Consider the following 22,129-nt stretch of genomic DNA (forward strand, 5'->3'; position numbering starts at 1 on the left):
GCGCGACCCATGATCGACCACATCTCCGTCGGCGTCAGCGATCTCGAACGCTCAGCAAAATTCTACGAAACAACGCTCGGGGCGCTCGGGCTCACGCGCGTCGTCACGCGACCGCGGACGATCGGCTTTGGCAAGGCCTATCCCGAATTCTGGATCAATCTGCGCGAGGGCATGCCGCACGTCACGCCGGAGAGCGGCGTGCATATCTGCCTCCGGGCCAGGACGACCGCCGAGGTCGATGCATTTCACGCTGCAGCGCTGTCCGCCGCCGGCGCGTCCGACGGCGCGCCGGGTATCCGCCCGCACGATCGTGTGCGTTATTACGCAGCCTTCGTCGTCGACCCCGATGGCAACCGGATCGAGGCGGTGACGTTTCCTGCGGACTAAAGCTTGCGCGCGACTTCCGGGGCAAGCTGCTTTTCTGCGTCAGCGAGCTGTGCCACGGCGGCCTTCAGCTTCGGCAAGATCTCCTCGATGCGATCGGCCTTGAGGATGTCGACCGAGAGGCCGGCGCGGATGAACTCGGTCTGGCGCATGTGCGACAGCAGCGAGAACAGCGGCTCCCAGAAATTGTCGATATTGGCGAGCAGCACCGGCTTGGCGTGACGGCCGAGCTGTTTCCAGGTCAGCTGCTCCACCAGTTCCTCCAGCGTGCCGACGCCACCCGGCAGCGCCACGAAGGCGTCGGAGCGCTCGAACATCAGCCGCTTGCGCTCGTGCATGTCTGGAGTGACGATCATCTCCTGCACGCGGGTCAGCGCGTTCTCGCGCTTCCGGAGGAATTCGGGAATGATGCCGGTGACGGTGCCGCCGTGATCGAGCACGGAGGTCGCGACCGAACCCATCAGGCCGAGCGAGCCGCCGCCATAGACGAGGCGGATGTTGTTCTCGGCGAGCGCCTTGCCGAACGCCTTGGCGCCTTCGGTGAAACGGGGATTGGTTCCTGGGCCGGAGCCGCAATAGACACAGACGGTTTTGATCGTGCTCATTGGTGCCATGATGCATTGCAGCGAAGAGGCGTCAAGCCCAATCGGTGATTCGGGACTTCCGGAAATCTACCGGTAAACGGCGGCGAACAATCGAAGATTCGCCATCTGGCGGGGTGCATGGGCATCGGTAAGGCTCTATATGACAAACGAAAATCCTTAATGGCAACACAGCCCGCATCCGACGGGCTTTTCAGGCTTCTTGATGGACCAAGTTCAATCGCCCGCCGGCCCCAACGTTCCTGATCCCGCCGGGGGGCCGCTGGAGCGGGCCACGCTGATGGGCACGCTGGCGCATCTGTGGCCCTATATCTGGCCGGGCGACCGTTTCGACCTGAAGATGCGCGTGGTCTGGTCGATGGTGCTGCTGCTCGCCGCCAAGCTGATCACGCTGACGGTTCCTTTCAGCTTCAAATGGGCGACCGACGCGCTGACCGGCGCCAACACCGCGCCGGTCCAGGCCGACAATTGGCACCTCTGGGTGATCGCCTCGCCGCTGCTGCTGACCGCCAGCTACGGCGTGATGCGCATCGTGATGGCAGTGCTGACGCAATGGCGCGACGGCATTTTCGCGCGCGTTGCCATGCATGCGGTGCGCAAGCTCGCCACCATCACCTTCATCCACATGCACGAGTTGTCGCTGCGTTTCCACCTGGAGCGCAAGACCGGCGGCCTGACGCGCGTGCTCGAGCGCGGCCGCGAGGGCATCGAGGTCATCGTGCGCATGGTGATCCTGCAGCTGATCCCGACCATCGTCGAGGTCTCGCTGCTGATGGCGGTGCTGCTGTGGCAGTTCGATTGGCGCTACGTGCTCGCGACCCTCGTCACTGTCGCGGTCTACATGTACTACACCTACATCGCGACCGAGTGGCGGATCGGCATCCGCCGCAAGATGAACGATGCCGACACCGAGGCGAACACCAAGGCGATCGACTCGCTGCTCAACTACGAGACCGTCAAATATTTCAGCGCCGAGACCCGCGAGTCGCAGCGCTACGACCGATCGGTCGCGCGTTACGAGGAGTCGAGCGTCCAGGCTTACACTTCGCTTGCCGTGCTCAACACCGGGCAGGCCGTGATTTTCACGCTGGGGCTGACCGCGACCATGCTGATGTGCGCGATCGGCGTGCGCAACGGCACCAATACGGTCGGCGATTTCGTGCTGGTCAACGCCATGATGATCCAGCTCTACCAGCCCTTGAACTTCATGGGCATGGTCTATCGCGAGATCAAGCAGGCGATCATCGACATCGAGAAGATGTTCAACGTGCTGGGGCGCGAGGCCGAGATCAAGGACGCGCCGGGCGCGAAGCCGCTGGTGGTCTCCGCGGGCAATGTGCGTTTCGAGGACGTGCGCTTTGCCTATGAGCCGTCCCGCCCGATCCTCAAGGGCATCAGCTTCGAGGTGCCGGCCGGCAAGACGGTCGCGATCGTCGGCCCGTCAGGTGCGGGCAAGTCGACCATCTCACGCCTTTTGTTTCGCCTCTATGACATCTCCGGCGGCAAGATCCTGATCGACGGCCAGGACATTCGCGAAGTCACGCAGGCGAGCTTGCGCGCGTCCATCGGCATGGTGCCTCAGGACACCGTGCTGTTCAACGACACCATCCGCTACAACATCCGCTATGGTCGCTGGGACGCCAGCGATGCCGAGGTCGAGCAGGCGGCACAGCTGGCGCAGATCGATCGTTTCATCCGCATGGCGCCGAAAGGCTACGAGACCCAGGTCGGCGAGCGTGGCCTGAAACTGTCCGGTGGCGAAAAACAACGAGTCGCGATCGCGCGCACCGTGTTGAAGGCGCCGCCGATCCTGGTGCTGGACGAGGCGACTTCCGCGCTGGACACCCACACCGAGCACGAGATCCAGGGCGCGCTCGAGCGCGTGGCGAAGAACCGCACTTCGCTGGTGATCGCCCATCGGCTCTCGACCATCGTCGGCGCCGACGAGATCATCGTGCTGGACCAGGGCCGCATCGCCGAGCGCGGCACCCACGCAAAACTGCTCGCGGAGGGGGGACTTTACGCCAGCATGTGGAACAGGCAGCGCGAGGCCGAGGCGGCGCGCGAGAAACTGGCCAGGATGGCCGATTCCGGCGAGGCGCCCAATCGGGAGCCACCGCCGGTTGCGGATGTCCTCACGGCGCCTGCGGCGGCGGAGTGACCTTGTCTCCGGTCCCAACTCTGGCCTAAACAACATCACCGCGCGGGACGACCTGCGCCATCAACCCTGAGCGGCAGATAGCGATGTCCATTCTCGATTCGATCCAGCGTCAGATCCCGCCGATCCACAAGGAGGGTTATCCGTTCATCGGTGGCTTTGCGCTGGCAAGCCTGGTCCTGTTCTGGCTTTGGTCGCCGTTAGGTTGGATCGGCACCATCCTGACCGTGTGGTGCGCGCTGTTCTTCCGCGACCCCGTGCGCGTGACCCCGGTGCGCGAGGGGCTCGTGGTGTCGCCGGCCGACGGCCGCGTCTCGATGATCACCATGGCGCTGCCGCCGGCCGAACTCGGGCTCGGCGACCGGCCGCTGCCGCGCATCTCGGTGTTCATGAGTGTGTTCAACTGCCATGTGAACCGCAGCCCGATCGCGGGCAGGGTGGACCGTATCGCCTACCGCCCCGGCCTGTTCATCAACGCCGAGCTGGACAAGGCGAGCGAGGACAATGAGCGCAACTCGCTGGTGATCACGACGCCGACGGCGCGGATCGGCGTGATCCAGATCGCAGGGCTCGTCGCCAAGCGCATCGTCTGCTTCGTCAAGGAGGGGCAGGCGATCGGCGCCGGCGAGCGCTTCGGCCTGATCCGCTTCGGCTCGCGGCTAGACGTCTATTTGCCGCTGGGCACCAAGGCGCTGGTCTCGGAAGGGCAGACCGCGATCGCCGGTGAGACGATTCTGGCCGATCTCGCCGGAGACGACCCGAGTCGCGCTTACCGCTCCAATTAACCAATAAGTCGGCCTGAGGGGCCTTCCGCCGCAATGGCGGAGGGGAGCGCGGCTTGCTATATCTCGCCCCAAGGTGAGGACGAGCCATGACGCCCTACGACTCTAGAGATCCAGACGTGCGCCGCCGGCGGTTCCGCCCCATCCCGGTGCGCATGCTGGTGCCCAACGTCATCACTCTGCTGGCGATTTGCGCCGGCCTGACCTCGATCCGGCTCTCGATCGAGGGGCGGATGTCGCTCGCGGTCTACGCCATCGTGTTCGCGGCGGCACTCGACGGCATCGACGGCCGTATCGCGCGCATGATCAAGGGGCAGTCGAAGTTCGGCGCCGAGCTCGACAGCCTCGCCGACTTCGTCAATTTCGGTGTGGCGCCCGGCCTGATGCTGTATTTCTGGCAGCTGCACGAGCTTGGCAATGCCGGATGGATTGCCGCCATGGTATTCGCGATCTCCGGTGGCCTGCGCCTGGCGCGCTTCAATGCCACTATGGACGATCCCAACAAGCCGGCCTTTGCCGCCAATTTCTTCACCGGCGTGCCGGCGCCGGCCGGCGCGATCACGGTGCTGCTGCCGATCTATGTCGCGTTCCTCGAGCTCGGCCGGCTGCCTGCGGCGGTGACGGCTGCGTATACGCTGCTGATCGCCTTCCTGATGGTGTCGCGCCTGCCGGTGTTCTCCGGCAAGACCAAGCGCATGCGCGTGCCGCCCGAACTGGTGCTGCCTGCGTTCGTTGCGGTGATCGTCTTCATCGCGATCCTGATCGCCTATCCCTGGCACGTGCTGTCGATCGGCACGGTGCTGTATCTGCTCGCTTTGCCGCTCGGCTACAAATCTTATCGCGACCAGGCGCGCGCGTTGGAAACCACCGCGCCGGCGGGAGGCGAGGTCTCGTCGCCGCCGTCGGCACCGACGCTGACAAACCTGTCGGAGCCGCCGCGGGACGATGACCGGCCCGACCGGCTGCACTGAACGGCAAGGCACCAAGCAGCGAGGCACTGAGCCCAAGCCACTTAAGCAGCAAGACTTGGATATCTGCCATGAGGCGCCCTGAGTTGGGTTGAGGCCCGATCTCGGCTATATCGCCCGGTGCAGGCGGCACCGCGCCAACAGCGGCCGCCAATCTGGGAGAGAACGCCGTGACGAATAACGCGACCGGGCCGCTGCCCGCTTCCGTCCTCGAAGCGCTGGGCCGCTACGACACCCCGACGATCTGCAATGCCATGGAGATCGTGGCGCCCGAGCGCCGGCTGATCGGCTACACCACCAAGCCATTGGTCTGCCCATTCCCCGATCTGCCGCCGATCGTCGGCTACGCCCGCACGGTCGCGATCCGCTCGGTGCTGAAAAATTCGCTGCCGCCGGAAGAGCAGTCCAAGCGTCGCATCGCATATTACGAATATGTCGGGACCGGCCACGGTCCGCGCATCTCGGTGATCCAGGACATCGACGGTCCCGACGTCGGCTACGGAGCGTTCTGGGGCGAGGTGCAGAGCAACGTGCACAAGGCGCTCGGCTGCCTCGGCGTCATCACCGACGGTTCGATCCGCGACATCCCGCAATGGGCACCGGGCTTCCAGGCGCTGGCCGGCTCGATCGGCCCGTCGCATGCATGGGTGCATGCCGAGAGCTTTGGCGGTGAGGTGCGCGTTGCCGGCATGACCGTGAAGTCGGACGATTTGATCCACGCCGACCAGCACGGCGCCATCGTGATTCCGCACGATATCGCCGCAAAGCTGCCCGACGCCGCCGAGCTCTGCGGCCGCCGCGAGACGCCGATCCTCGAGATCGCCCGCAGCCCCGACTTCTCGCTGGAGAAGTTGAAGGCTGCATTGAAGCGCTCGGCGGAGATTCACTAACGGCGGGACTGGAACGATCTACGACGCCGCTCGCAGGCTGCCCTGTTCCGTCAGGAACAAGGCAGTTCGGTCCGGCTCGCCGAACATCGCGGCAGCGCAGCCGACGGTTTCGCGCGCGCGGCCTTGAGTGATGGGGTGCGCGCGATGCCGTATGGTTAGCAAAAGATTGAAATCCCTGTCGGCACTCGGCAAAAGCCGGCGCCTTTCAGCGCGCTGCGGCCGCCAGGCGCGCCGGCTCAACTTAACCTTTACGCGTCTTTAATCGCGGCTCACTAGGGTTCCGATGCGGTTCGGGGTTGGGCCGCGCCATCGGCCAGGACGGCCGTTGTTGCGTTCGGGTTGGAGTCTCCCATGGATATCATGACGAGCATCGGGCTCGTGGCGGGCATTGTCGTCATCGCGACGATGATGCTGCTGGGCGGCGATCTCCACATGTTCATTTCCGAGCATGCGATGATCATCATCTTCGGCGGCTCGACCGCTGCGACCATGATCCGCTTTCCGCTCTCGACGCTGATCCACGGCCTGCCGCTCGGCGCCAAGTTTGCCTTCACGATGAGCCGTCTGTCGGCGCACGATCTGGTCGACGAGCTCGCCCGCATCGCCGAGATCGCCCGCAAGCAGGGGCCGGTGGGGCTGGAAAAAGTAGAGACCGACGAGCCGTTCCTGGCCAAGGGCATCCGCTACGTCGCCGACGGCTACGACCTCGATTTCATTCGCGACAATCTCGAGCGCGACCGCGACAATTTCCTGATGCATCTGGACGAAGGCAGCAAGATCTACCGCGCGATCGGCGACTGCGCGCCGGCCTTCGGCATGGTCGGCACGCTGATCGGCATGGTGCAGATGTTCGCAAACATGACCGACCCGTCAAAGCTCGGCCCGTTCATGGCGACCGCGCTGCTCGCCACTCTCTACGGCGCGCTGGTCGCCAACCTGTTCTGTATCCCGATCGCCGACAAGCTGCATGGCAAGCTCCTGGACGAAGAGACCAACCGCACGCTGATCATCGACGGCATCCTGATGATCCGCGATTCCAAGAGCCCGACGCTGGTCCGGGAAATGCTGCTGGCCTATCTGCCCGAGAAGCACCGCCACGCCGAAGGCGAGCCGGTACCGGCCTGAGGCCGCCCGCCGGGATTTGAGAAATGGCCAAGAAGAAGCGAGGCGATTCACACGGAGGCGGTCACGGCTGGTTCGTGACTTTCGCCGACCTGATGGGCCTGATGATGAGCTTCTTCGTGATGCTCGTCGCGTTTTCGACCCAGGATGCCAACAAGCTGAAGGTCGTCGCGGGCTCCATGCGCGACGCCTTCGGTGTCCAGACCGAAGCGCGCTATTCCGGCATTGTCGAGTCCGACGGGCTGCCGACCCGCCCTCGGCTGAAGAACGTCGATCACATTCAGCCTGAGGACTCCTCCAATACGCCGACGCCGGACCAGGAGGATCGTGACCGCACGTCGGGCGCGAAGATCAAGGTCGACCGCAATTTTGCACTGGCGGCGGCCTCGCTGCGCCAGGCGCTGCAGGACATGCCGGAACTGACCGAGATGTCCAAGCACATCATGTTTGAGGAGACCAAGCAGGGCCTCAACCTCGAGATCGTGGACCAGGACGGCCGCTCGATGTTCGCCGACGGCTCCAAAGTGCCCTATGACCGCACCCGGCGCCTGATCGAGAAGCTCGCTGTCCCGCTCAAGGCGACGCCGCTGCGCGTCTCCATCGCCGGCCACACCGCGGCTGGGTTCGTGCCGACCCGCAGCGACTACGGCGCCTTCGACCTGTCGGCCGACCGCGCCAATGCCGTGCGTCAGATTCTCGAACGCGAGGGCCTGCCGGGCGCCCATGTCTTTGCCGTCTCCGGCAAGGCGGACACCCAGCCGCTGTTTCCGGACGATCCCTCGCTCGCGGCCAACCGGCGGGTGACCATCACCCTGATGCGCGAAGATCCGCCGCTGCCGCCGAATCTGAAGCCGTAGGGCGCATTCGAGCGAAGTGGACCCCGTTTCGTACGAAGAAAGCGCAACAAAACAAGGATGTAGAGCCAATTCCCCTTCAATCGGGGACGGAAAGGCTCAGGGCTCTTGTGCCACCATGTTACCTGAGGCATGTCGTCGCGTGGGCGGCGACCGTTGCTGCGCCGTCACAGCATCCGCCCCGGCGCCTGCTATGGTGATGTGCCGATTGACAGGCGCGCCGGAACCGTCAAAAGGCGCCGGATCAATTCTCGGGCAGAAGCGTTCCAGTTTCATATGACGGCGAGCATCACATCGACCGAAGCTCCGGACGGGCCGGTCACCTCGGGTTTCTGGGGCCTGACGCTCGGGAGCATCGGCGTTGTCTTCGGCGACATCGGCACCTCGCCGCTCTACGCATTCCACGAGGCCGTCAGGGGCGCGGCCCACGGTCAGCCGGTCTCGCGCGTCATGGTGCTCGGCGTGCTCTCGCTGATCCTCTGGGCGCTGCTGATCGTCGTCACCGCCAAATACGTGCTGCTGCTGCTGCGCGCCGACAACAACGGGGAGGGCGGCACGCTTTCCCTCATGGCGCTCGGCCAGCGCGCGCTCGGGCGGCGGAGCTGGTTCCTGATGGCGCTCGGCGTCGTCGGCGCCTCCATGTTCATCGGCGATTCCATGATCACGCCGGCGATCTCGGTGCTGTCGGCGGTCGAGGGTCTGAAGCTCGCAACGCCCGCCTTCGAGCACTATGTCGTCCCCTTGACCGTTCTCATCCTGGCGCTGCTGTTCGCGGTCCAGAGCAAGGGGACGGCGCTGGTCGCCTCGGCCTTCGGGCCGGTGATGGTCGTCTGGTTCACCGTTCTTGCCGTGTTGGGCGCCATTCACATCGCCGACGATCCGTCGGTGCTGGCAGCGATCAATCCCTATTACGCGCTGCAATTCCTGCTGTCGCACGGCACGATCGGCCTGGTGACGCTGGGCGCGGTGTTCCTCGCGGTGACCGGCGGTGAGGCGCTCTACGCAGATCTGGGCCATTTCGGCCGCAAGCCGATCCAGTCGGCCTGGATGTTCTTCGTGCTGCCCTCGCTCCTGATCAACTATTTCGGGCAGGGCGCGCTGGTGCTGTCGGATCCCAGCGCGATCGAGCACTCTTTCTATCGCATGGTACCCGAGCATTTCGTGCTGCCGCTGGTCGGGCTTGCGACCGCGGCGACGGTGATCGCAAGCCAGGCGGTGATCACAGGGGCCTATTCTCTGGTCTATCAGGCTGTGCAGCTCGGTCTCCTGCCGCGCTTCGAGGTGCGCTTCACCTCGGAAACCCATGCCGGCCAGATCTATCTGCCGCGTGTAAACCGGCTGCTCCTGATCGGTGTGATGCTGCTGGTGCTGTTGTTCCACACCCCCAGCAATCTGGCTTCGGCCTACGGCATTGCGGTTTCCACCACCATGGTCGCCGACGGCATCATGGGCTTCATCGTGATCTGGAAATTGTGGAACTGGCGCGCCGCGACGGCCGCAGCCGTGATCCTGCCCTTCGTCGTGGTCGACATCAGCTTCTTCAGCGCGAACCTTCTGAAGCTGCTCGAAGGCGCCTGGGTGCCGCTGCTGTTCGGCGTGATCATGGCCGGGACAATCTGGACCTGGCGGCGAGGGTCGGGGATCCTGATCCAGAAAACGCGCCGCATCGAGGTGCCGCTGGACGATCTGATCCGGAGCCTGGAGAAGCGGCCGCCGCACATCGTCAAGGGCACCGCGGTGTTCCTGACCAGCGATCCCTCCTTCGTGCCGACTGCGCTGCTGCACAATCTCAAGCACAACAAGGTGCTGCACGAGCACAACGTGGTCCTGACCATCGAGACCGCGCATACGCCGCGGGTCGACCTGTCGGAGCGTTTCCGGATGGAGAAGATCAGCGACAAGTTCTTCAAGGTCCGCCTGCGCTTCGGCTACATGGAGCAGCCGAACGTGCCCAAGGCGCTCGCGATCGCGCGCAAGCAGGGCTGGCAGTTCGACATCATGTCGACCTCGTTCTTCGTGTCGCGGCGCTCGCTGAAGGCTTCGGCGCAGTCCGGCATGCCGCTCTGGCAGGACCATTTGTTCATCGCACTGAGCCGGTCCGCCAACGACGCGACCGACTATTTCCAGATTCCCACCGGACGGGTGGTTGAAGTCGGAACCCAGGTCACCATCTAAACGGCGATTGGCAGAGATATGCGAAATTGCATGTCTAAGGCCCAAAATCGGGCTAGGCTATGCCGGCAGCGCAGGACTATAAGCCGCGCGCTCCTCCGCCGTTGTGCAGTGAAGCATTTTTAGAGGCCATCAGGCTCTCCCATGACAAGTGACGTAGCGATTTCCGCCCCGGAAACGGCGGCGGCCAATGGGCATGGCGATGCCCACACCACCGCCGGCTTCGGTGCGCTGACGCTCGGCAGCATCGGCGTCGTCTACGGTGACATCGGCACCAGCCCGCTCTACGCGTTCCGCGAGGCGGTGATGGCGGCTTCTGGCGCGGAGGGGTTGCCGACGCCGGCGGCGGTGCTCGGCGTGCTCTCCCTGATCCTGTGGGCGCTCATCGTCGTGGTGACGCTCAAATACGTCGTGATCCTGCTCCGCGCGGACAACAACGGCGAGGGCGGCACGCTGGCGCTGATGGCGCTGGCCCAGCGCGCAGTCGGCACCCGCGGAACAACCATCGTCATGCTCGGCATCATTTCCGGCGCCCTGTTCTACGGCGACGCCGTGATCACGCCGGCGCTCTCGGTGCTGTCGGCGATCGAAGGCATGAAGGACATCACGCTGCACTTCGAGCCCTACATCGTACCGCTGACCGTGATCATCCTGGTCGGTCTGTTTGCCGTGCAGTCCCGCGGCACCGCGCGCGTCGCCGCCTTCTTCGGCCCGATCATGTGCGTCTGGTTCGCGGTGATCGCGATCGCGGCGATCCACCCGATCATCCAGCAGCCGCAGGTGCTGCTCGCACTGAACCCGCTCTATGCCGTGTCCTTCATGATCCACCACGGCATCATCGGCTTCGTGACGCTCGGCGCTGTGTTCCTGGCGGTCACCGGTGCCGAGGCGCTCTATGCCGACCTCGGCCATTTCGGCAAGCGGCCGATCCAGACCGCCTGGCTGTTCATCGTGCTGCCGTCGCTGGCATTGAACTATCTGGGGCAGGGTGCCCTCGTGCTCGGCGACCCCGGCGCGATCGTGAGCCCGTTCTTCCAGCTCTTTCCGCAAGGTTTTTTCCGCGGCTGCATGGTCGTGCTGGCGACCGCCGCAACTGTTATCGCGAGCCAGGCGGTCATCACCGGTGCCTATTCGCTGACGCGTCAGGCGATCCAGCTCGGTCTGTTGCCGCGCTTTGAAATTCGCCATACGTCCGAAGCCCATTCCGGCCAGATCTTCATCCCGCGCATCAACCAGCTCCTGCTGGTCGCGGTGGTCCTGCTGGTGCTCTTGTTCCGCTCCTCCAGCGCGCTGGCCTCGGCCTACGGCATCTCCGTTACCGGGACTATGGTGGTCACGGCGTTGATGGGCTTCGTGGTGATCTGGAAGGTCTGGCGGTGGTCGCCGTTCACGGCTGCCGCCCTGATCGCGCCGTTCCTGTTCCTCGACCTCACCTTCCTCGCCGCCAATCTGCTCAAGGTGTTCGAGGGTGGCTGGGTGCCGCTGGCGCTCGGCGCGCTCATGATCATCCTGATGTACACGTGGCGGCGCGGCAGCCGGCTGCTGTTCGAGAAGTCGCGCAAGCTCGAATTCCCGCTCGCCGACCTCGTGGCCATGCTGGAGAAGCGGCCGCCGCAGCGCGTGCCCGGCACCGCCGTGTTCCTGACCAGCGATCCCCTCAGCGCCCCGACCGCCTTGATGCATAGTTTGAAGCACTACAAGGTGCTGCACGAGAAGAACGTCATTCTGACCATCGAAACCGCGCAGACCCCGCGCATCGATCCGGCCGAGCGGGTGAAGCTGGAGCAGATCTCGCCGACCTTCTCCAAGGTGACGCTGAAGTTCGGCTTCATGGAATCGCCCAACGTGCCGAAGGCGCTGGCGATCGCCCGCAAGCTCGGCTGGCAGTTCGACATCATGTCGACCTCGTTCTTCCTGTCGCGGAGGGCGCTCAAGCCGGCCGCCCATTCCGGCATGCCGCGCTGGCAGGACCGGTTGTTCATCTCGCTCAGCCGTTCCGCCAACGACGCCACCGACTATTTCCAGATCCCCTCCGGCCGCGTCGTCGAGGTCGGCACCCAGGTCACCATCTGAAGTGACGATCTGATCCTCCATTTGAAGGTCGCGCTTCAAGTCGCTGCGATTTAGCTTTAACTTGCGCAAGGCAGCTCAAGCCTTTGTAGCGCTTGATTTTCACCGGCCGAGAGGCGAGGTTGCCGGCCGCCGGGATCGCTCCGGCAGCGGCCCGCGACGTTGGAGGATGATGTGGCAAATCAAGTACAGGATCTGACCCCGGACGAGGTCTCCAACGGTGTCGCGGAAGGGCGCTACCTCCTCGTCGACGTCCGCGAGCCGAACGAGGTCGAGGCTGAGGCCTATCCCTACGGCGTGGTCGTGCCGCTCTCGACTTTCGATCCCAAAGCGATCCCCGATCCGGAGGGTAAGGAGGTCGTGTTCGCCTGCCGCTCGGGCAAGCGTTCGGTGACGGCCTCGCTGGCGGCGCAGGCCGCGGGCCTGCCTTACGACAAGCATCTGGCCGGCGGCATGCTGGGCTGGAAGGCGGCGGGTCTTCCCAGCAAGGTCGGCGGTTGACCCCGCCGATGTCCAAGAGCTCGTCCCTCAACAAGGTCTTCGCGGACCTTCCCGTCACCATCTTCGAGGCAATGTCCCAGGCGGCGCGCGACAATGCCGCCATCAATCTTGGCCAGGGCTTTCCCGACGATCCCGGGCCTGAGGACATCCGCCGCGCCGCGGCCGAGGCCTCGCTGAACGGCTACAACCAGTATCCGTCGATGATGGGTCTGCCGGAACTGCGCCAGGCGATCGCGACCCATTACGGCCACTGGCACGGCCTCGAGCTCGATCCGATGAGCGAGGTGATGGTGACCTCCGGCGGCACCGAGGCCCTGACCTCGGCCATCCTCGCCGTGGTCCAGCCCGGTGACGAGGTGGTGTGCTTCCAGCCGGTGTACGATTCCTACCTGCCGATCATCCGCCAGGCCGGCGGCATTCCGCGCCTGGTCCGGCTCGAGCCGCCGCACTGGCGGCTGAATGAGGACATGCTGAAAAGCGTCTTCAGTTCAAAGACCAAGGCGGTGCTCTTCAACAATCCTCTGAATCCGTCCGCGGTGGTGTTTCCGCGCGAGGACCTCGAGCTGTTGGCGCGCTACTGCCAGGAGTTCGACGTCATCGCGATCTGCGACGAGGTCTGGGAGCACGTCACCTTCGACGAGCACAAGCATATCCCGCTGATCACCATCCCCGGCATGCGGGACCGCACCATCAAGGTCGGCTCGGCCGGCAAGATCTTCTCGCTGACGGGTTGGAAGATCGGCTTCGTCTGCGCCGCGCCGCCGTTGCTGCGCGTTGCCGCCAAGGTGCACCAGTTCCTGACCTTCACCACCGCGCCGAACCTCCAGGCCGCCGTTGCCTACGGCCTTGGCAAGCCGGACGAGTATTTCCTGTCAATGCGCAAGGACCTGGCGCGGAGCAGGGACCGCCTCGCCAGGGGACTGGAGAGCCTCGGCTTCCCGGTGCTGAAGTCACAGGGCACCTACTTCCTCACCGTCGACCTGTCCCCGCTCGGGCTGAACGAGAGCGACACAGATTTCTGCTGGCGGATCGTGAAGGACTACAAGGTCGCGGCAATCCCGGTGTCGGCGTTCTACGAGCAGGACCCCGTGACCTCGGTGGTGCGCTTCTGCTTTGCGAAGAAGGACGAGACGCTCGACACCGCGCTGGAGCGGCTGTCGGACGCGGTGCGCGGGCGCAAGAGGTAGGGGAGATGACGAACGTCAGCCGCTTTGGTTTTGGCCTCACGATCGCCGCCGCGCTGACGTTGCTCTCCGCCCCCGCAGGGGCCGAGGAGCGCGTCGTCAACTTCTACAACTGGTCGAACTACGTGGCGCCCGACGTCCTCGAGGCCTTCACCAGGGAGACCGGCATCAAGGTGGTCTACGACACTTTTGACGCCAACGAGACCCTGGAGACGCGCCTGATGGCCGGCAAATCCGGCTATGACGTCGTGGTGCCCACGGCCTATTTCCTCCAGCGCCAGATCAAGGCCAACATCTTCCAGAAGCTCGACAAGTCGAAGCTGCCGAACTTGGTCAATGCCTGGCCGGTGGTGACCGAACGTCTCGCGATCTACGACCCCGGCAATGTCTACGCCGCCAATTACATGTGGGGCACGACGGGCATCGGCTACAACGTCGCCAAGCTGAAGCAGATTCTCGGAGCGGATGCGAAGATCGAGAGCTGGGACATCGTGTTCAAGCCGGAGAACCTCGCGAAATTCAAAGACTGCGGCGTGCACATGCTGGATTCCGCCGACGACATCTTTCCGGCGGCGTTGAACTATCTCGGACTCGATCCGAACTCGACCAAGCAGGCCGACCTCGACAAGGCCGCCGATGTCGTCGCCAAGGTGCGGCCCTCCGTGCGCAAGTTTCATTCGTCCGAATATCTAAGCGCGCTGGCCACCGGCGAGATCTGCTTCGTGGTCGGCTGGTCCGGCGACATCATGCAGGCCCGCGCCCGCGCTGCCGAAGCCAAAAGCGGCATCGAGATCGGCTACGCCATCCCGAAGGAGGGCGCGCAGATGTTCTTCGACAATCTCGCAATCCCGGCGGATGCGAGGAACGTTAGGGAAGCCTACGAGCTGATCAACTATCTCTACCGTCCGGACGTGGCCGCCAAGAACACGGACTTCCTGTCCTACGCCAACGGCAACCTCGCCAGCCAGAAGCTGGTCGATCCGAAGATCCTGAACGACAAGAACATCTATCCGGACGAGGCAACGCTTGCAAAGCTGTTCGTCATCACGGCGCGCGAGCCGGCGACCCAGCGGGTTATCAACCGGCTGTGGACCAGGGTGAAGACGGGAAGGTAATCGCGCCGGTCATTGCGAGGAGCGAAGCGACGAAGTAATCCAGAATCTGTCCGCAGAGAGATTCTGGATTGCTTCGCTTTCGCCTTCGCTCTTCGAGCTACGGCGGACAAGTCGCTCGCAATGACGGAACAAGATCACCGCCACCTTCTATGCAGCCAAAGCCACTGCTCGGGATGCTCGCGGACCCAGCCTTCCACTACGCTCGTGATCGCCTGCGTGGTGCCCTGGATGTCGATCTTGCCGTCGGCGTCGCGCACCGGCTGGACCTCTTCGGTGATCTCGGCGGTGAAGCGGCCGCCGGGCAGGCGGATGACGCGAACGCCGTGGATCGGGCATTCGACCTGGCGCAACAGGCGCGCCAGCATCGGATTGGCTCGGGTCTTGCGGCCGAAGAAGGTGACCTCGACGCCGCCGGTCAGATACTGGTCGATCAGCATCGCGACGTGCTTGCCGTCCTTGAGCGCCTGCGCGAGCCGCAGCGGCGCGTCGCGCCCCGCCGGGATCAGCGTACCCATGTTGACCTGGCGCATCTCCTGGATGATGCGGTCGGCGGAGGCGATATTCGGTCGGCGGTAGAGGATCGCCGCATCGAGCCCGTGTGCGACGGCGGCGAGCGCCGGCAATTCCCAATTGGCCAGATGCGCGGCGAAGATCAACGCCGGCTTGCCGTCGTCGCGGATGCCGTCGAACAGCTCGATGCTGCGCCTGGGCAATTCGATTCGACTGTTTTCCGGATGATCGCGGTCGTAATCCCAGACGTGGTCCATATGGGCGAATTCGGCGCCGACGCGACCGAGATTGTCCCAGACGCCCATCAGGATGGATTCGATTTCCTCGGGCGACTTGTCCGGAAACGCCGCGGTGAGATTGGCGCGGCCGATGCGGTGCTCGCGCAGGCGTGGGCCGATCAGTTTGGTGACGCGTGCGAAAAAGTCCGAGGTCTTGGCCGGATCGAAATATCGCGTGGTGCGCAACATGCCGACGGTGGCAGCGCCGATCAGGCCTCCACCGATCGACTTGGCCGTCTCCCGCGCGCGGGCCTTCGTCCTCGCAGGAAGCAGCGCCATGCGTCCGGTCAGGCCGGTTCGCGGGTCAGGATCAGCGAGGCGTTCTGGCCGCCGAAGCCGAACGAGTTCGACATCACTGCGGTGACGCGGGCATCGCGTGCCTTGTTGCCGACGACGTCGAACAGGATCGTGGGATCCGGATTGTCGTAGTTGATCGTCGGCGGGATGCGCTGATGCTCCAGCGTCAGCAGCGAGAAGATCGCCTCGACCGCGCCGGCGGCCGAGATGGTGTGGCCGACCATCGACTTGTTGGAGGTGACCGGGATCTTCGAGACGAGATCGCCGAATACGGCCGACGTCGTATTGTATTCCATCTTGTCGTTCTCGGGCGTCGCGGTGCCGTGCGCGTTGATGTGGTCGATCTGGTCCGGCGTCATGCCGGCATCGGCCAGCGTTTTGTTCATGCAGCCGATGATCGGCTTGCCGTCGGGCGAGGAGCGGGTGCGATGGAAGGAATCGGTGAGCTCGCCGCAGCCGGCGATCACGCCGAGGATTTTTGCGCCGCGCGCGGTGGCGGCTTCATAGCTTTCGAGCACCAGCGCACCGGCGCCTTCGGCCATGACAAAACCGTCGCGGTTCTTGGAGAAGGGACGGGAGGCCGCCTGCGGCGGGTCGTTCTGGGTCGACAGCGCCGAGAGCAGCGAGAAGCGCACCAGCGCCTCCGGGTTCACGGTGCCGTCGGTCGCCACGCACAGCGCGGCATCGGTCTCGCCGCGGCGGATCGCCTCGACGCCGAGCTGGATCGAGGTCGCGCCCGAAGCGCAGGCCGTCGACAACGAGATCGGCGAACCCTTGGTGCCGAAGGTCTCCGCGAGGTAGGCCGCGACCGAACCGAACATGAAGCGGTGGTGATAGGCGCTGTACTTGCCGCCGCCGGAGATGCGCAGCAGATCGTCGTAATTGAAGTCGGGCTTACCGACGGCGCGGCCGAGCTCGCGGCGCTGCGGCCATTCGACCTCGACAGGTGCGACCGCAAGGAAGAGAGGACCCGGGAAATCCGCCTTGGCGCCGATGCCGGCCTGGTCCAGCGCCTCCTGCGTCACCAGTTCGGCCATCCGCTCGGACAGGCCGGTGGAGGAGAACGGATCGACGCTGACAAAATCCACCGTGCCGGCCATCGTGGTTTTCAGGCCGTCGACCGGAAAGCGCGTGATGGTGCGGATGCCGGATTCGCCGGCGACGAGCTTCGCCCAATTGTCGGTCTTGCCGTTGCCGAGCGAGGTCATGATTCCCATGCCGGTGACGACGACGACGGGACGCCCGAGTTTGTCGCGTGGTGCAGTCATGTCGATCCCCGCTTGAGCTGGAGCATGATCCGAAAAAGCGTGACGCGGTTTTTCGAGAAGATCATGCCCAAACAATAACCTGCCGAAGCGCAACGCGCTTTAGCTTACTGCCTCGACCAGCGCCATGCCTTCGCCGCGCCAGTGTCCGGCCCCCACCACCACAATCTGGGTGGGCGCTCCCTGCATTTCAATCTCGGTGCCCGTGGAATCGTTCGGCGGAAACAGCGCGCCGCGCGAGATCGACAGTGCGGCGAGCGCGATGCCGAGCGGGAATTGCGTCTCCATGGTGTGGCCGAACATCGTACCGGTCGAGCGCACCGGGAACTCGGCGTGGCCCTTCAGGAAGCCGCGCTCTTCCGATGTCGCCGGCTCCGCGCCGGTCGCACCGGATATGATCGCGCCCTTGCCGTCGCGCTTCGGCAACTTCGCCCAAAGCTTCTCCAGCGTCGCGGCCATGTCGCCGGGGGTCTTGCGGCGGGCAAGGTCGGCAACGACGCTCGACAGCTTCGCGAATGGCTTTGCGCCGCGCGCTTCCGCATGCGCCTTCGATTCCAGCACCAGGAACGCGCCAGCCGAGCCGAGCGCGAAGCCGGCGTGGTCCTTGCGCGCCCACACGGGTGCGAACTTGTCCTTGAGATTGAAGTCGCCGAATTCGTACAGGACCATCAGGTCCTTGCGCTCGCCATTGTGCGAGCCGCCGATCAACGCGATGTCGCTCTCGCCGGAGGCGATGCGCGACAATGCTATGCGGGCGGCATCGGCGCCGGCAACCTCTTCACCCATGAAAGTGCGCGAGGTGCCGCCGATGCCGTGCACGATGGCGATGTTGCCGGCGAGCAGGTTGGAGAGCTGGGCCAGGAAAAGCGTCGGCCTGAGATCGCTCATCAGCCGCTCGTTGAGGAAGCCGGGCGCGTTGGCGCCCTTGGCCTCGGCCGTGAGCACGCCGGTGTCGACGTTGAGATCGCGCTCGCCGCCGCCGGCGGCGACCACCATGTCGATCTTCGACAGGATGTCCTTGTTGCCCTTGATCCCGGCGGAGTCGAGCGCAAGCCCGGCCGCATAGGTACCGATGCGCTGCCAGGCTTCCATCTGGCGCTGGTCGCCCTTCTTCGGAATCTGCCTGTCGAAGGTAACAGGCATCAGGGGGTGCACGATGTAGGGCGCAAACCCCTTCTCGTCGACATTGATGCGCTTCTCCTGAAGCGCGGCCCAGTTGGCGTCCAGGCCCTCTCCGAGCGAGGTGGCCAGGCCAATGCCGGTGATCCAGACTTCCGTCTGGGCGGGCTTCGAAGCAGTCTCGGTCATGGCGATACGGCCTGTTGCGGAAAGCCGACGCGTTTGGCGACCGCGTCCATGTGAGCGCGCATATCCGCATGGGGAAAGGGAATCTGCGTGAAGGTCAGCGTCGAATTCGCGCGCAGCTTGCCGCCGACCTTGATCTTGGCTTCGGTCACGGCGTAGCCCGAGCCCTGATGGGCCAGGCTCGCCTCGATGCTCATGAGATCGCCGGGGAAGACCGAGCCGCGGACCTTGGCCTCCTTGACGGCAGCCAGGATCGGCATGCGCTCGAATTTGAGCACGCCAAGCTGAAGCCAGCCCGAGGCCTGCGCCATCGATTCGATCAGGAGCACGCCGGGCATCAGGGGATAGCCCGGGAAGTGGCCCTCGAAGATGGTGCTCTCCATCGGGACCTGAGCCTCGACGACAATCGTCTTCGCGTCGACGTTGAGGTCGACGACGCGATCTATCATGTGGAAGTATTCGAGTTGCATGACCGCGCCCTTAGGCGCTCGCGCCCTTGGCCGCAACCAGTTCGTCGATGCGGGCGCACAGGTTTTTCAGCACAAAATACTGCTCGGTGGTCGCTTTGCCGTCGTTGACCTCCTGGGTCCACTTTTCCAGCGGCAGCTTGATACCGAACTGCTTGTCGATCGCGAACGCGATGTCCAGGAAATCGAGGCTGTCGATGCCGAGGTCATCGATGGCATGGCTATCCGGCGTGATCGTGTCGCGCGGGATGTCGCAGGTTTCAGCGATGATCGTAGCGACCTGATCGAATGTGGAGGACATCAGTAAGCCTTTGATAGATTGCGGATATTTTTCAGATTGTCCAGAGTGGAACGGTGGGTGGGCATCGCGCCCCGATGACGCCCTCAACCCCCCTCTGGCCGGGTCGAGAGCCCGTATATCGGAGCGTCGCCCTGAGTTCAATGGAGCCGGCGGGTGTGGGGACAGGACTAGGGACGCCCCGGCTGAGCCGTTTCCGCCGAAGGACCGTCGGCGCGCCTCGCCAGACGTCTTCCTTAGATGTGCGGCGTCGTGATCTTGACGCAGTCACGGCGGCCCATCAGCACGCAATCCTGGGTCCGGCGCAGGTCGGCGATGCTCACCGCGAGCCAGATCCCGATCGCGGTCAGTGCGATGGTGAAGGCCAGCGCCGCGACGTTGGCGAGCATGCGATGGCGGAAATCGTCCGGTTCAGTGCGGGGCTGCTCGTAGCGCGACAGGTCGAGCGGCTCGGGCGCGACGCGCAATTGCTGCACGCTAGCGTTGCCGCGGTAGCCCGTCGGGGAAGGCGAGGTGCGCGGCCTGAACTGGAGCACCCGGTGCTCGTCATCCGAGCTTATGGGCCGCCGGTTTGTCATGGTGCAGAGATCACTCCGAAGCAGCGATTTTAGATAGCATACGTGGTGAACGCGTTGCAGAAAATCTTCTCAACGCGCACGTGCATTGCGCGTTCGCACTATCCTGCAGGGCTGCGAACGTATGACCGCGGAACCGCGGTCGTGTCGGGCATGCAGAAGGGTGCGATGCAATAATCTCCGCCGGGCCTAATGCGTTTTGCCGACGCGATGCCCATGGCATAGTCGAGAGAACCTGACCACGCAGCTGCAACCATGTTAAGGGCCTTTCGACCATGACCAATACGCGCGAACCGAGAGTGCATCCGGTGTCGATCCTGTCGCTGCGGCCGACGCAGATGACGGTCGGGATGCGCGAGGTCAAGGAGAAGCGCAAGCGCTGGCGCGAGCACGACAAGAAGAAGCAGGCCGATCTGCTCGGCAAGCATATGATCCCCGTCGTGCATGGCCCCGACGAGCGCTATTACGTGATCGACCATCATCATCTCGGTCGCGCGCTGCACGACGAGGGCGTCAAGGAGGTGCTGGTCACCATCGTCGGCGACCTCAGGATGGTCGAACGCGAAGCGTTCTGGGGCGTGATGGACAACAAGCGCTGGGTCTACCCCTACGACGCCAAGGGCGAACGGCGACCGTTCCGCGATTTGCCCAAATCCGTCGTCGATCTCAAGGACGATCCTTTCCGGAGCCTTGCCGGCGAGCTGCGCCGCATGGGCGGCTTCGCCAAGGACATAACCCCCTTCTCCGAATTCCTGTGGGCCGATTATCTGCGCCGAAAGCTGTCGCGCAAGGCCGTGGATGCCAATTTCGACAAGGCGCTCGAGAAGGCGATGTCCTCAGCCAAGAGCAAGGACGCGATCTATCTGCCCGGCTGGTGCGGTCCGGCTGACGATGATTAGGCGCAACGCTCGCGTCGGTCCGGCATGCGGCCCCGCAAAGCGGGCCTGATCACAGCCTCTTGAGCGAAACCATCTTCCGTCCGCGCGAAGCCGTGCTGAAACAAAGCCGTGCCATCTGTTGGAGTCGTCGAGCTCTCATAGGAGGCCGAAATGCGCCGTCTGGTTTTCGCCGTTGCCCTGCTCGTGGTCGCTTCAGCCGGGATATCGGCATCGTTTGCCGCAGTTCACCATGCCAAGACATTGACGTTCTCCGAGCGCTTTGCCCCGGCGCTCGAGTTGATGGCGAAGCGCTAGGACAGATTCACGCCGGTTCAACCAACGGCGTCGCGATCGATTTTGCGCAGCCGCACAAAGGCGGCCCAGGCTCGCGGATAATCCTTGTCCGTGGGATCGATCGTAAGTAGCGCGCGGCATGCCTCCTTGATCTCCTCAGGCGAAGGACGCTTGGCCGGAACGCCGGATGATTTGGCTTGCTCCCAGCGAGCCTCGATATCTGTTGCGAAAGCCAGGGCCCCGGCGCTCGTCCGCTTCTGCGCCGATTTCGCCAGCGGATGGTCCGAGGGGAAATTCGGCCATGCGGCCGGAGGCTGATCGACACGCCACGTCAGTTCATCTGCTTGTCGCGCCTCCACGCCCGAACTTGAATGCTGGGCTGCTGGTGCCCATCCAGCCCCTGCTGAGGCTGCCGAACCCGACGTGCCGGCCGATCTCCGCGCGTCCGCCGAACCTGGCGCGAGCGCCGCTGTCTGTCCGGCCAGCTGGCCAAGCTGTTGTTCCATCGTTCCGCCGTTGGACTTGGGGATCATTTTTTCGACGGTCTTGATCATCGACAGCGCGCCTGGCGATATCAGTGAGTTCTGGTCGGCAATTTTGTCGTCGGCCGCGCCTGGGCAGGGCTTGTAAGCAGAGCGCTGCGACGTCATCCGGCCGTCGTCGTCGATACGGGCAAAATCGATCGCGACGGTGTAAACGAAGGCGGCCTCGACATACTGCCTCTCCTTGTCCATCGCCTTTACGGAGCCGCATACGTATTTTGCCTGGTCCGCATCGATCGTTCGCAGGCCGTTGAAGTGAGCTGAATTCGGCGCAACGAGGACGCGCAAGACGGCAGCTCGCGCCTTGCCATGCTCCGATTCGAACATGCTCCATATCTCGTTCGCGTTGATGATTTCGGGCTGATAGTTCCATGCGTATCCGGCGGCGAAGAATGCCGTGCCAATACATGTCGCAATAACAAATGCCCGCACGTTCATGAGCAGCCCCTCAACAGGCACGACTCATCCACGTCTCCGGTGATGGAAACTACGCAAGTTGTGCCAAAGCGTTTGTGCTAGTTGAGGGTGAGATTCTTAATTAAACGTGTGCGATTGCGAAAACGCAGAGTTCCCGTCAAACGGGAACTCATCCGCTGCATTTGTCGGCGACCCGTTTCT

General features: G+C 64.1%; 22 protein-coding genes. 14 read left to right on the forward strand and 8 right to left on the reverse strand.

Annotated elements, in window-relative coordinates:
* The first annotated feature begins 9 nt into the window (after positions 1–9).
* The gene (locus tag BRA471DRAFT_RS15790; RefSeq protein WP_007608827.1) at positions 10–387 is read left to right on the forward strand and encodes a VOC family protein; all 378 of its coding nucleotides are present in this window, start codon (positions 10–12) and stop codon (positions 385–387) included.
* On the opposite strand, the gene BRA471DRAFT_RS15795 is transcribed toward BRA471DRAFT_RS15790, so the two are convergent.
* Positions 384–989 (reverse strand): TIGR00730 family Rossman fold protein, encoded by a 606-nt coding sequence (locus BRA471DRAFT_RS15795; RefSeq protein WP_007608828.1) that lies wholly within the window; start codon positions 987–989, stop codon positions 384–386. The two genes, BRA471DRAFT_RS15790 and BRA471DRAFT_RS15795, sit on opposite strands and share 4 nt — an antisense overlap.
* A gap of 202 nt (positions 990–1,191) precedes the next feature.
* Here BRA471DRAFT_RS15795 and BRA471DRAFT_RS15800 point away from each other — a divergent pair, with 202 nt between their 5' ends.
* The 11 genes from BRA471DRAFT_RS15800 to BRA471DRAFT_RS15850 all read left to right on the forward strand — a co-directional run bounded on the left by BRA471DRAFT_RS15800 (position 1,192) and on the right by BRA471DRAFT_RS15850 (position 14,802).
* On the forward strand, positions 1,192–3,147 hold the full coding sequence (locus BRA471DRAFT_RS15800; RefSeq protein ID WP_007608830.1) for an ABC transporter ATP-binding protein/permease: 1,956 nt from the start codon (positions 1,192–1,194) through the stop codon (positions 3,145–3,147).
* A gap of 77 nt (positions 3,148–3,224) precedes the next feature.
* Positions 3,225–3,929, forward strand: a complete 705-nt coding sequence (locus BRA471DRAFT_RS15805; protein ID WP_256379932.1) for a phosphatidylserine decarboxylase — start codon at positions 3,225–3,227, stop codon at positions 3,927–3,929.
* Positions 3,930–4,015: 86 nt separating this feature from the next.
* Positions 4,016–4,897, forward strand: a complete 882-nt coding sequence (locus BRA471DRAFT_RS15810; RefSeq protein WP_007608833.1) for a phosphatidylcholine/phosphatidylserine synthase — start codon at positions 4,016–4,018, stop codon at positions 4,895–4,897.
* Between the two features lie 167 nt (positions 4,898–5,064).
* Positions 5,065–5,784, forward strand: coding sequence for an RraA family protein (locus tag BRA471DRAFT_RS15815; RefSeq protein WP_007608834.1), 720 nt, complete (start codon positions 5,065–5,067; stop codon positions 5,782–5,784).
* Positions 5,785–6,135: 351 nt separating this feature from the next.
* Positions 6,136–6,909: a motility protein A gene (locus BRA471DRAFT_RS15820; RefSeq protein WP_007592499.1), complete on the forward strand. Its 774-nt coding sequence runs from the start codon at positions 6,136–6,138 to the stop codon at positions 6,907–6,909.
* A gap of 23 nt (positions 6,910–6,932) precedes the next feature.
* A complete protein-coding gene (locus tag BRA471DRAFT_RS15825) occupies positions 6,933–7,763 on the forward strand; it encodes a flagellar motor protein MotB (RefSeq protein WP_007608835.1) in 831 nt (276 codons plus the stop codon).
* Positions 7,764–8,036: 273 nt separating this feature from the next.
* Positions 8,037–9,935, forward strand: coding sequence for a potassium transporter Kup (locus BRA471DRAFT_RS15830; protein ID WP_007608836.1), 1,899 nt, complete (start codon positions 8,037–8,039; stop codon positions 9,933–9,935).
* A gap of 141 nt (positions 9,936–10,076) precedes the next feature.
* The gene (locus BRA471DRAFT_RS15835) at positions 10,077–12,005 is read left to right on the forward strand and encodes a potassium transporter Kup (protein ID WP_007608837.1); all 1,929 of its coding nucleotides are present in this window, start codon (positions 10,077–10,079) and stop codon (positions 12,003–12,005) included.
* 171 nt (positions 12,006–12,176) lie between these two features.
* Positions 12,177–12,503 carry a rhodanese-like domain-containing protein gene (locus tag BRA471DRAFT_RS15840; protein ID WP_007608840.1) on the forward strand — a complete coding sequence of 109 codons (327 nt, stop codon included), beginning with the start codon at positions 12,177–12,179 and terminating at the stop codon, positions 12,501–12,503.
* Between the two features lie 8 nt (positions 12,504–12,511).
* Positions 12,512–13,690 (forward strand): aminotransferase, encoded by a 1,179-nt coding sequence (locus BRA471DRAFT_RS15845; RefSeq protein ID WP_007608842.1) that lies wholly within the window; start codon positions 12,512–12,514, stop codon positions 13,688–13,690.
* Between the two features lie 5 nt (positions 13,691–13,695).
* A complete protein-coding gene (locus tag BRA471DRAFT_RS15850; protein WP_007608844.1) occupies positions 13,696–14,802 on the forward strand; it encodes a polyamine ABC transporter substrate-binding protein in 1,107 nt (368 codons plus the stop codon).
* A gap of 134 nt (positions 14,803–14,936) precedes the next feature.
* Here BRA471DRAFT_RS15850 and BRA471DRAFT_RS15855 read toward each other — a convergent pair whose 3' ends face one another.
* From BRA471DRAFT_RS15855 to BRA471DRAFT_RS15880, 6 genes are all read right to left on the reverse strand, one after another.
* The gene (locus tag BRA471DRAFT_RS15855) at positions 14,937–15,869 is read right to left on the reverse strand and encodes a lipid A biosynthesis lauroyl acyltransferase (protein ID WP_007608845.1); all 933 of its coding nucleotides are present in this window, start codon (positions 15,867–15,869) and stop codon (positions 14,937–14,939) included.
* Between the two features lie 8 nt (positions 15,870–15,877).
* Positions 15,878–17,155: a beta-ketoacyl-ACP synthase gene (locus BRA471DRAFT_RS15860; protein ID WP_007608847.1), complete on the reverse strand. Its 1,278-nt coding sequence runs from the start codon at positions 17,153–17,155 to the stop codon at positions 15,878–15,880.
* A gap of 99 nt (positions 17,156–17,254) precedes the next feature.
* Complete coding sequence (locus BRA471DRAFT_RS15865) at positions 17,255–18,460, reverse strand: beta-ketoacyl-ACP synthase (protein WP_007608849.1); 1,206 nt, start codon at positions 18,458–18,460, stop codon at positions 17,255–17,257.
* Positions 18,457–18,927, reverse strand: a complete 471-nt coding sequence (locus tag BRA471DRAFT_RS15870; RefSeq protein WP_007608856.1) for a 3-hydroxyacyl-ACP dehydratase FabZ family protein — start codon at positions 18,925–18,927, stop codon at positions 18,457–18,459. The genes BRA471DRAFT_RS15865 and BRA471DRAFT_RS15870 overlap by 4 nt, the downstream gene beginning before the upstream one ends.
* Positions 18,928–18,937: 10 nt before the next feature.
* The gene (locus BRA471DRAFT_RS15875; RefSeq protein ID WP_007592476.1) at positions 18,938–19,225 is read right to left on the reverse strand and encodes an acyl carrier protein; all 288 of its coding nucleotides are present in this window, start codon (positions 19,223–19,225) and stop codon (positions 18,938–18,940) included.
* Positions 19,226–19,458: 233 nt separating this feature from the next.
* A complete protein-coding gene (locus BRA471DRAFT_RS15880) occupies positions 19,459–19,800 on the reverse strand; it encodes a hypothetical protein (protein WP_007608858.1) in 342 nt (113 codons plus the stop codon).
* A 272-nt stretch (positions 19,801–20,072) separates the two neighbouring features.
* Here BRA471DRAFT_RS15880 and BRA471DRAFT_RS15885 point away from each other — a divergent pair, with 272 nt between their 5' ends.
* The gene (locus BRA471DRAFT_RS15885; protein WP_007608860.1) at positions 20,073–20,696 is read left to right on the forward strand and encodes a ParB-like protein; all 624 of its coding nucleotides are present in this window, start codon (positions 20,073–20,075) and stop codon (positions 20,694–20,696) included.
* A 150-nt stretch (positions 20,697–20,846) separates the two neighbouring features.
* The gene (locus BRA471DRAFT_RS38875; RefSeq protein WP_007608861.1) at positions 20,847–20,990 is read left to right on the forward strand and encodes a hypothetical protein; all 144 of its coding nucleotides are present in this window, start codon (positions 20,847–20,849) and stop codon (positions 20,988–20,990) included.
* 17 nt (positions 20,991–21,007) lie between these two features.
* Here BRA471DRAFT_RS38875 and BRA471DRAFT_RS15890 read toward each other — a convergent pair whose 3' ends face one another.
* Positions 21,008–21,949, reverse strand: a complete 942-nt coding sequence (locus BRA471DRAFT_RS15890) for a hypothetical protein (RefSeq protein WP_007608863.1) — start codon at positions 21,947–21,949, stop codon at positions 21,008–21,010.
* Positions 21,950–22,129: the final 180 nt, after the last annotated feature.

Source organism: Bradyrhizobium sp. WSM471 (genome assembly GCF_000244915.1).
Classification (GTDB): domain Bacteria; phylum Pseudomonadota; class Alphaproteobacteria; order Rhizobiales; family Xanthobacteraceae; genus Bradyrhizobium.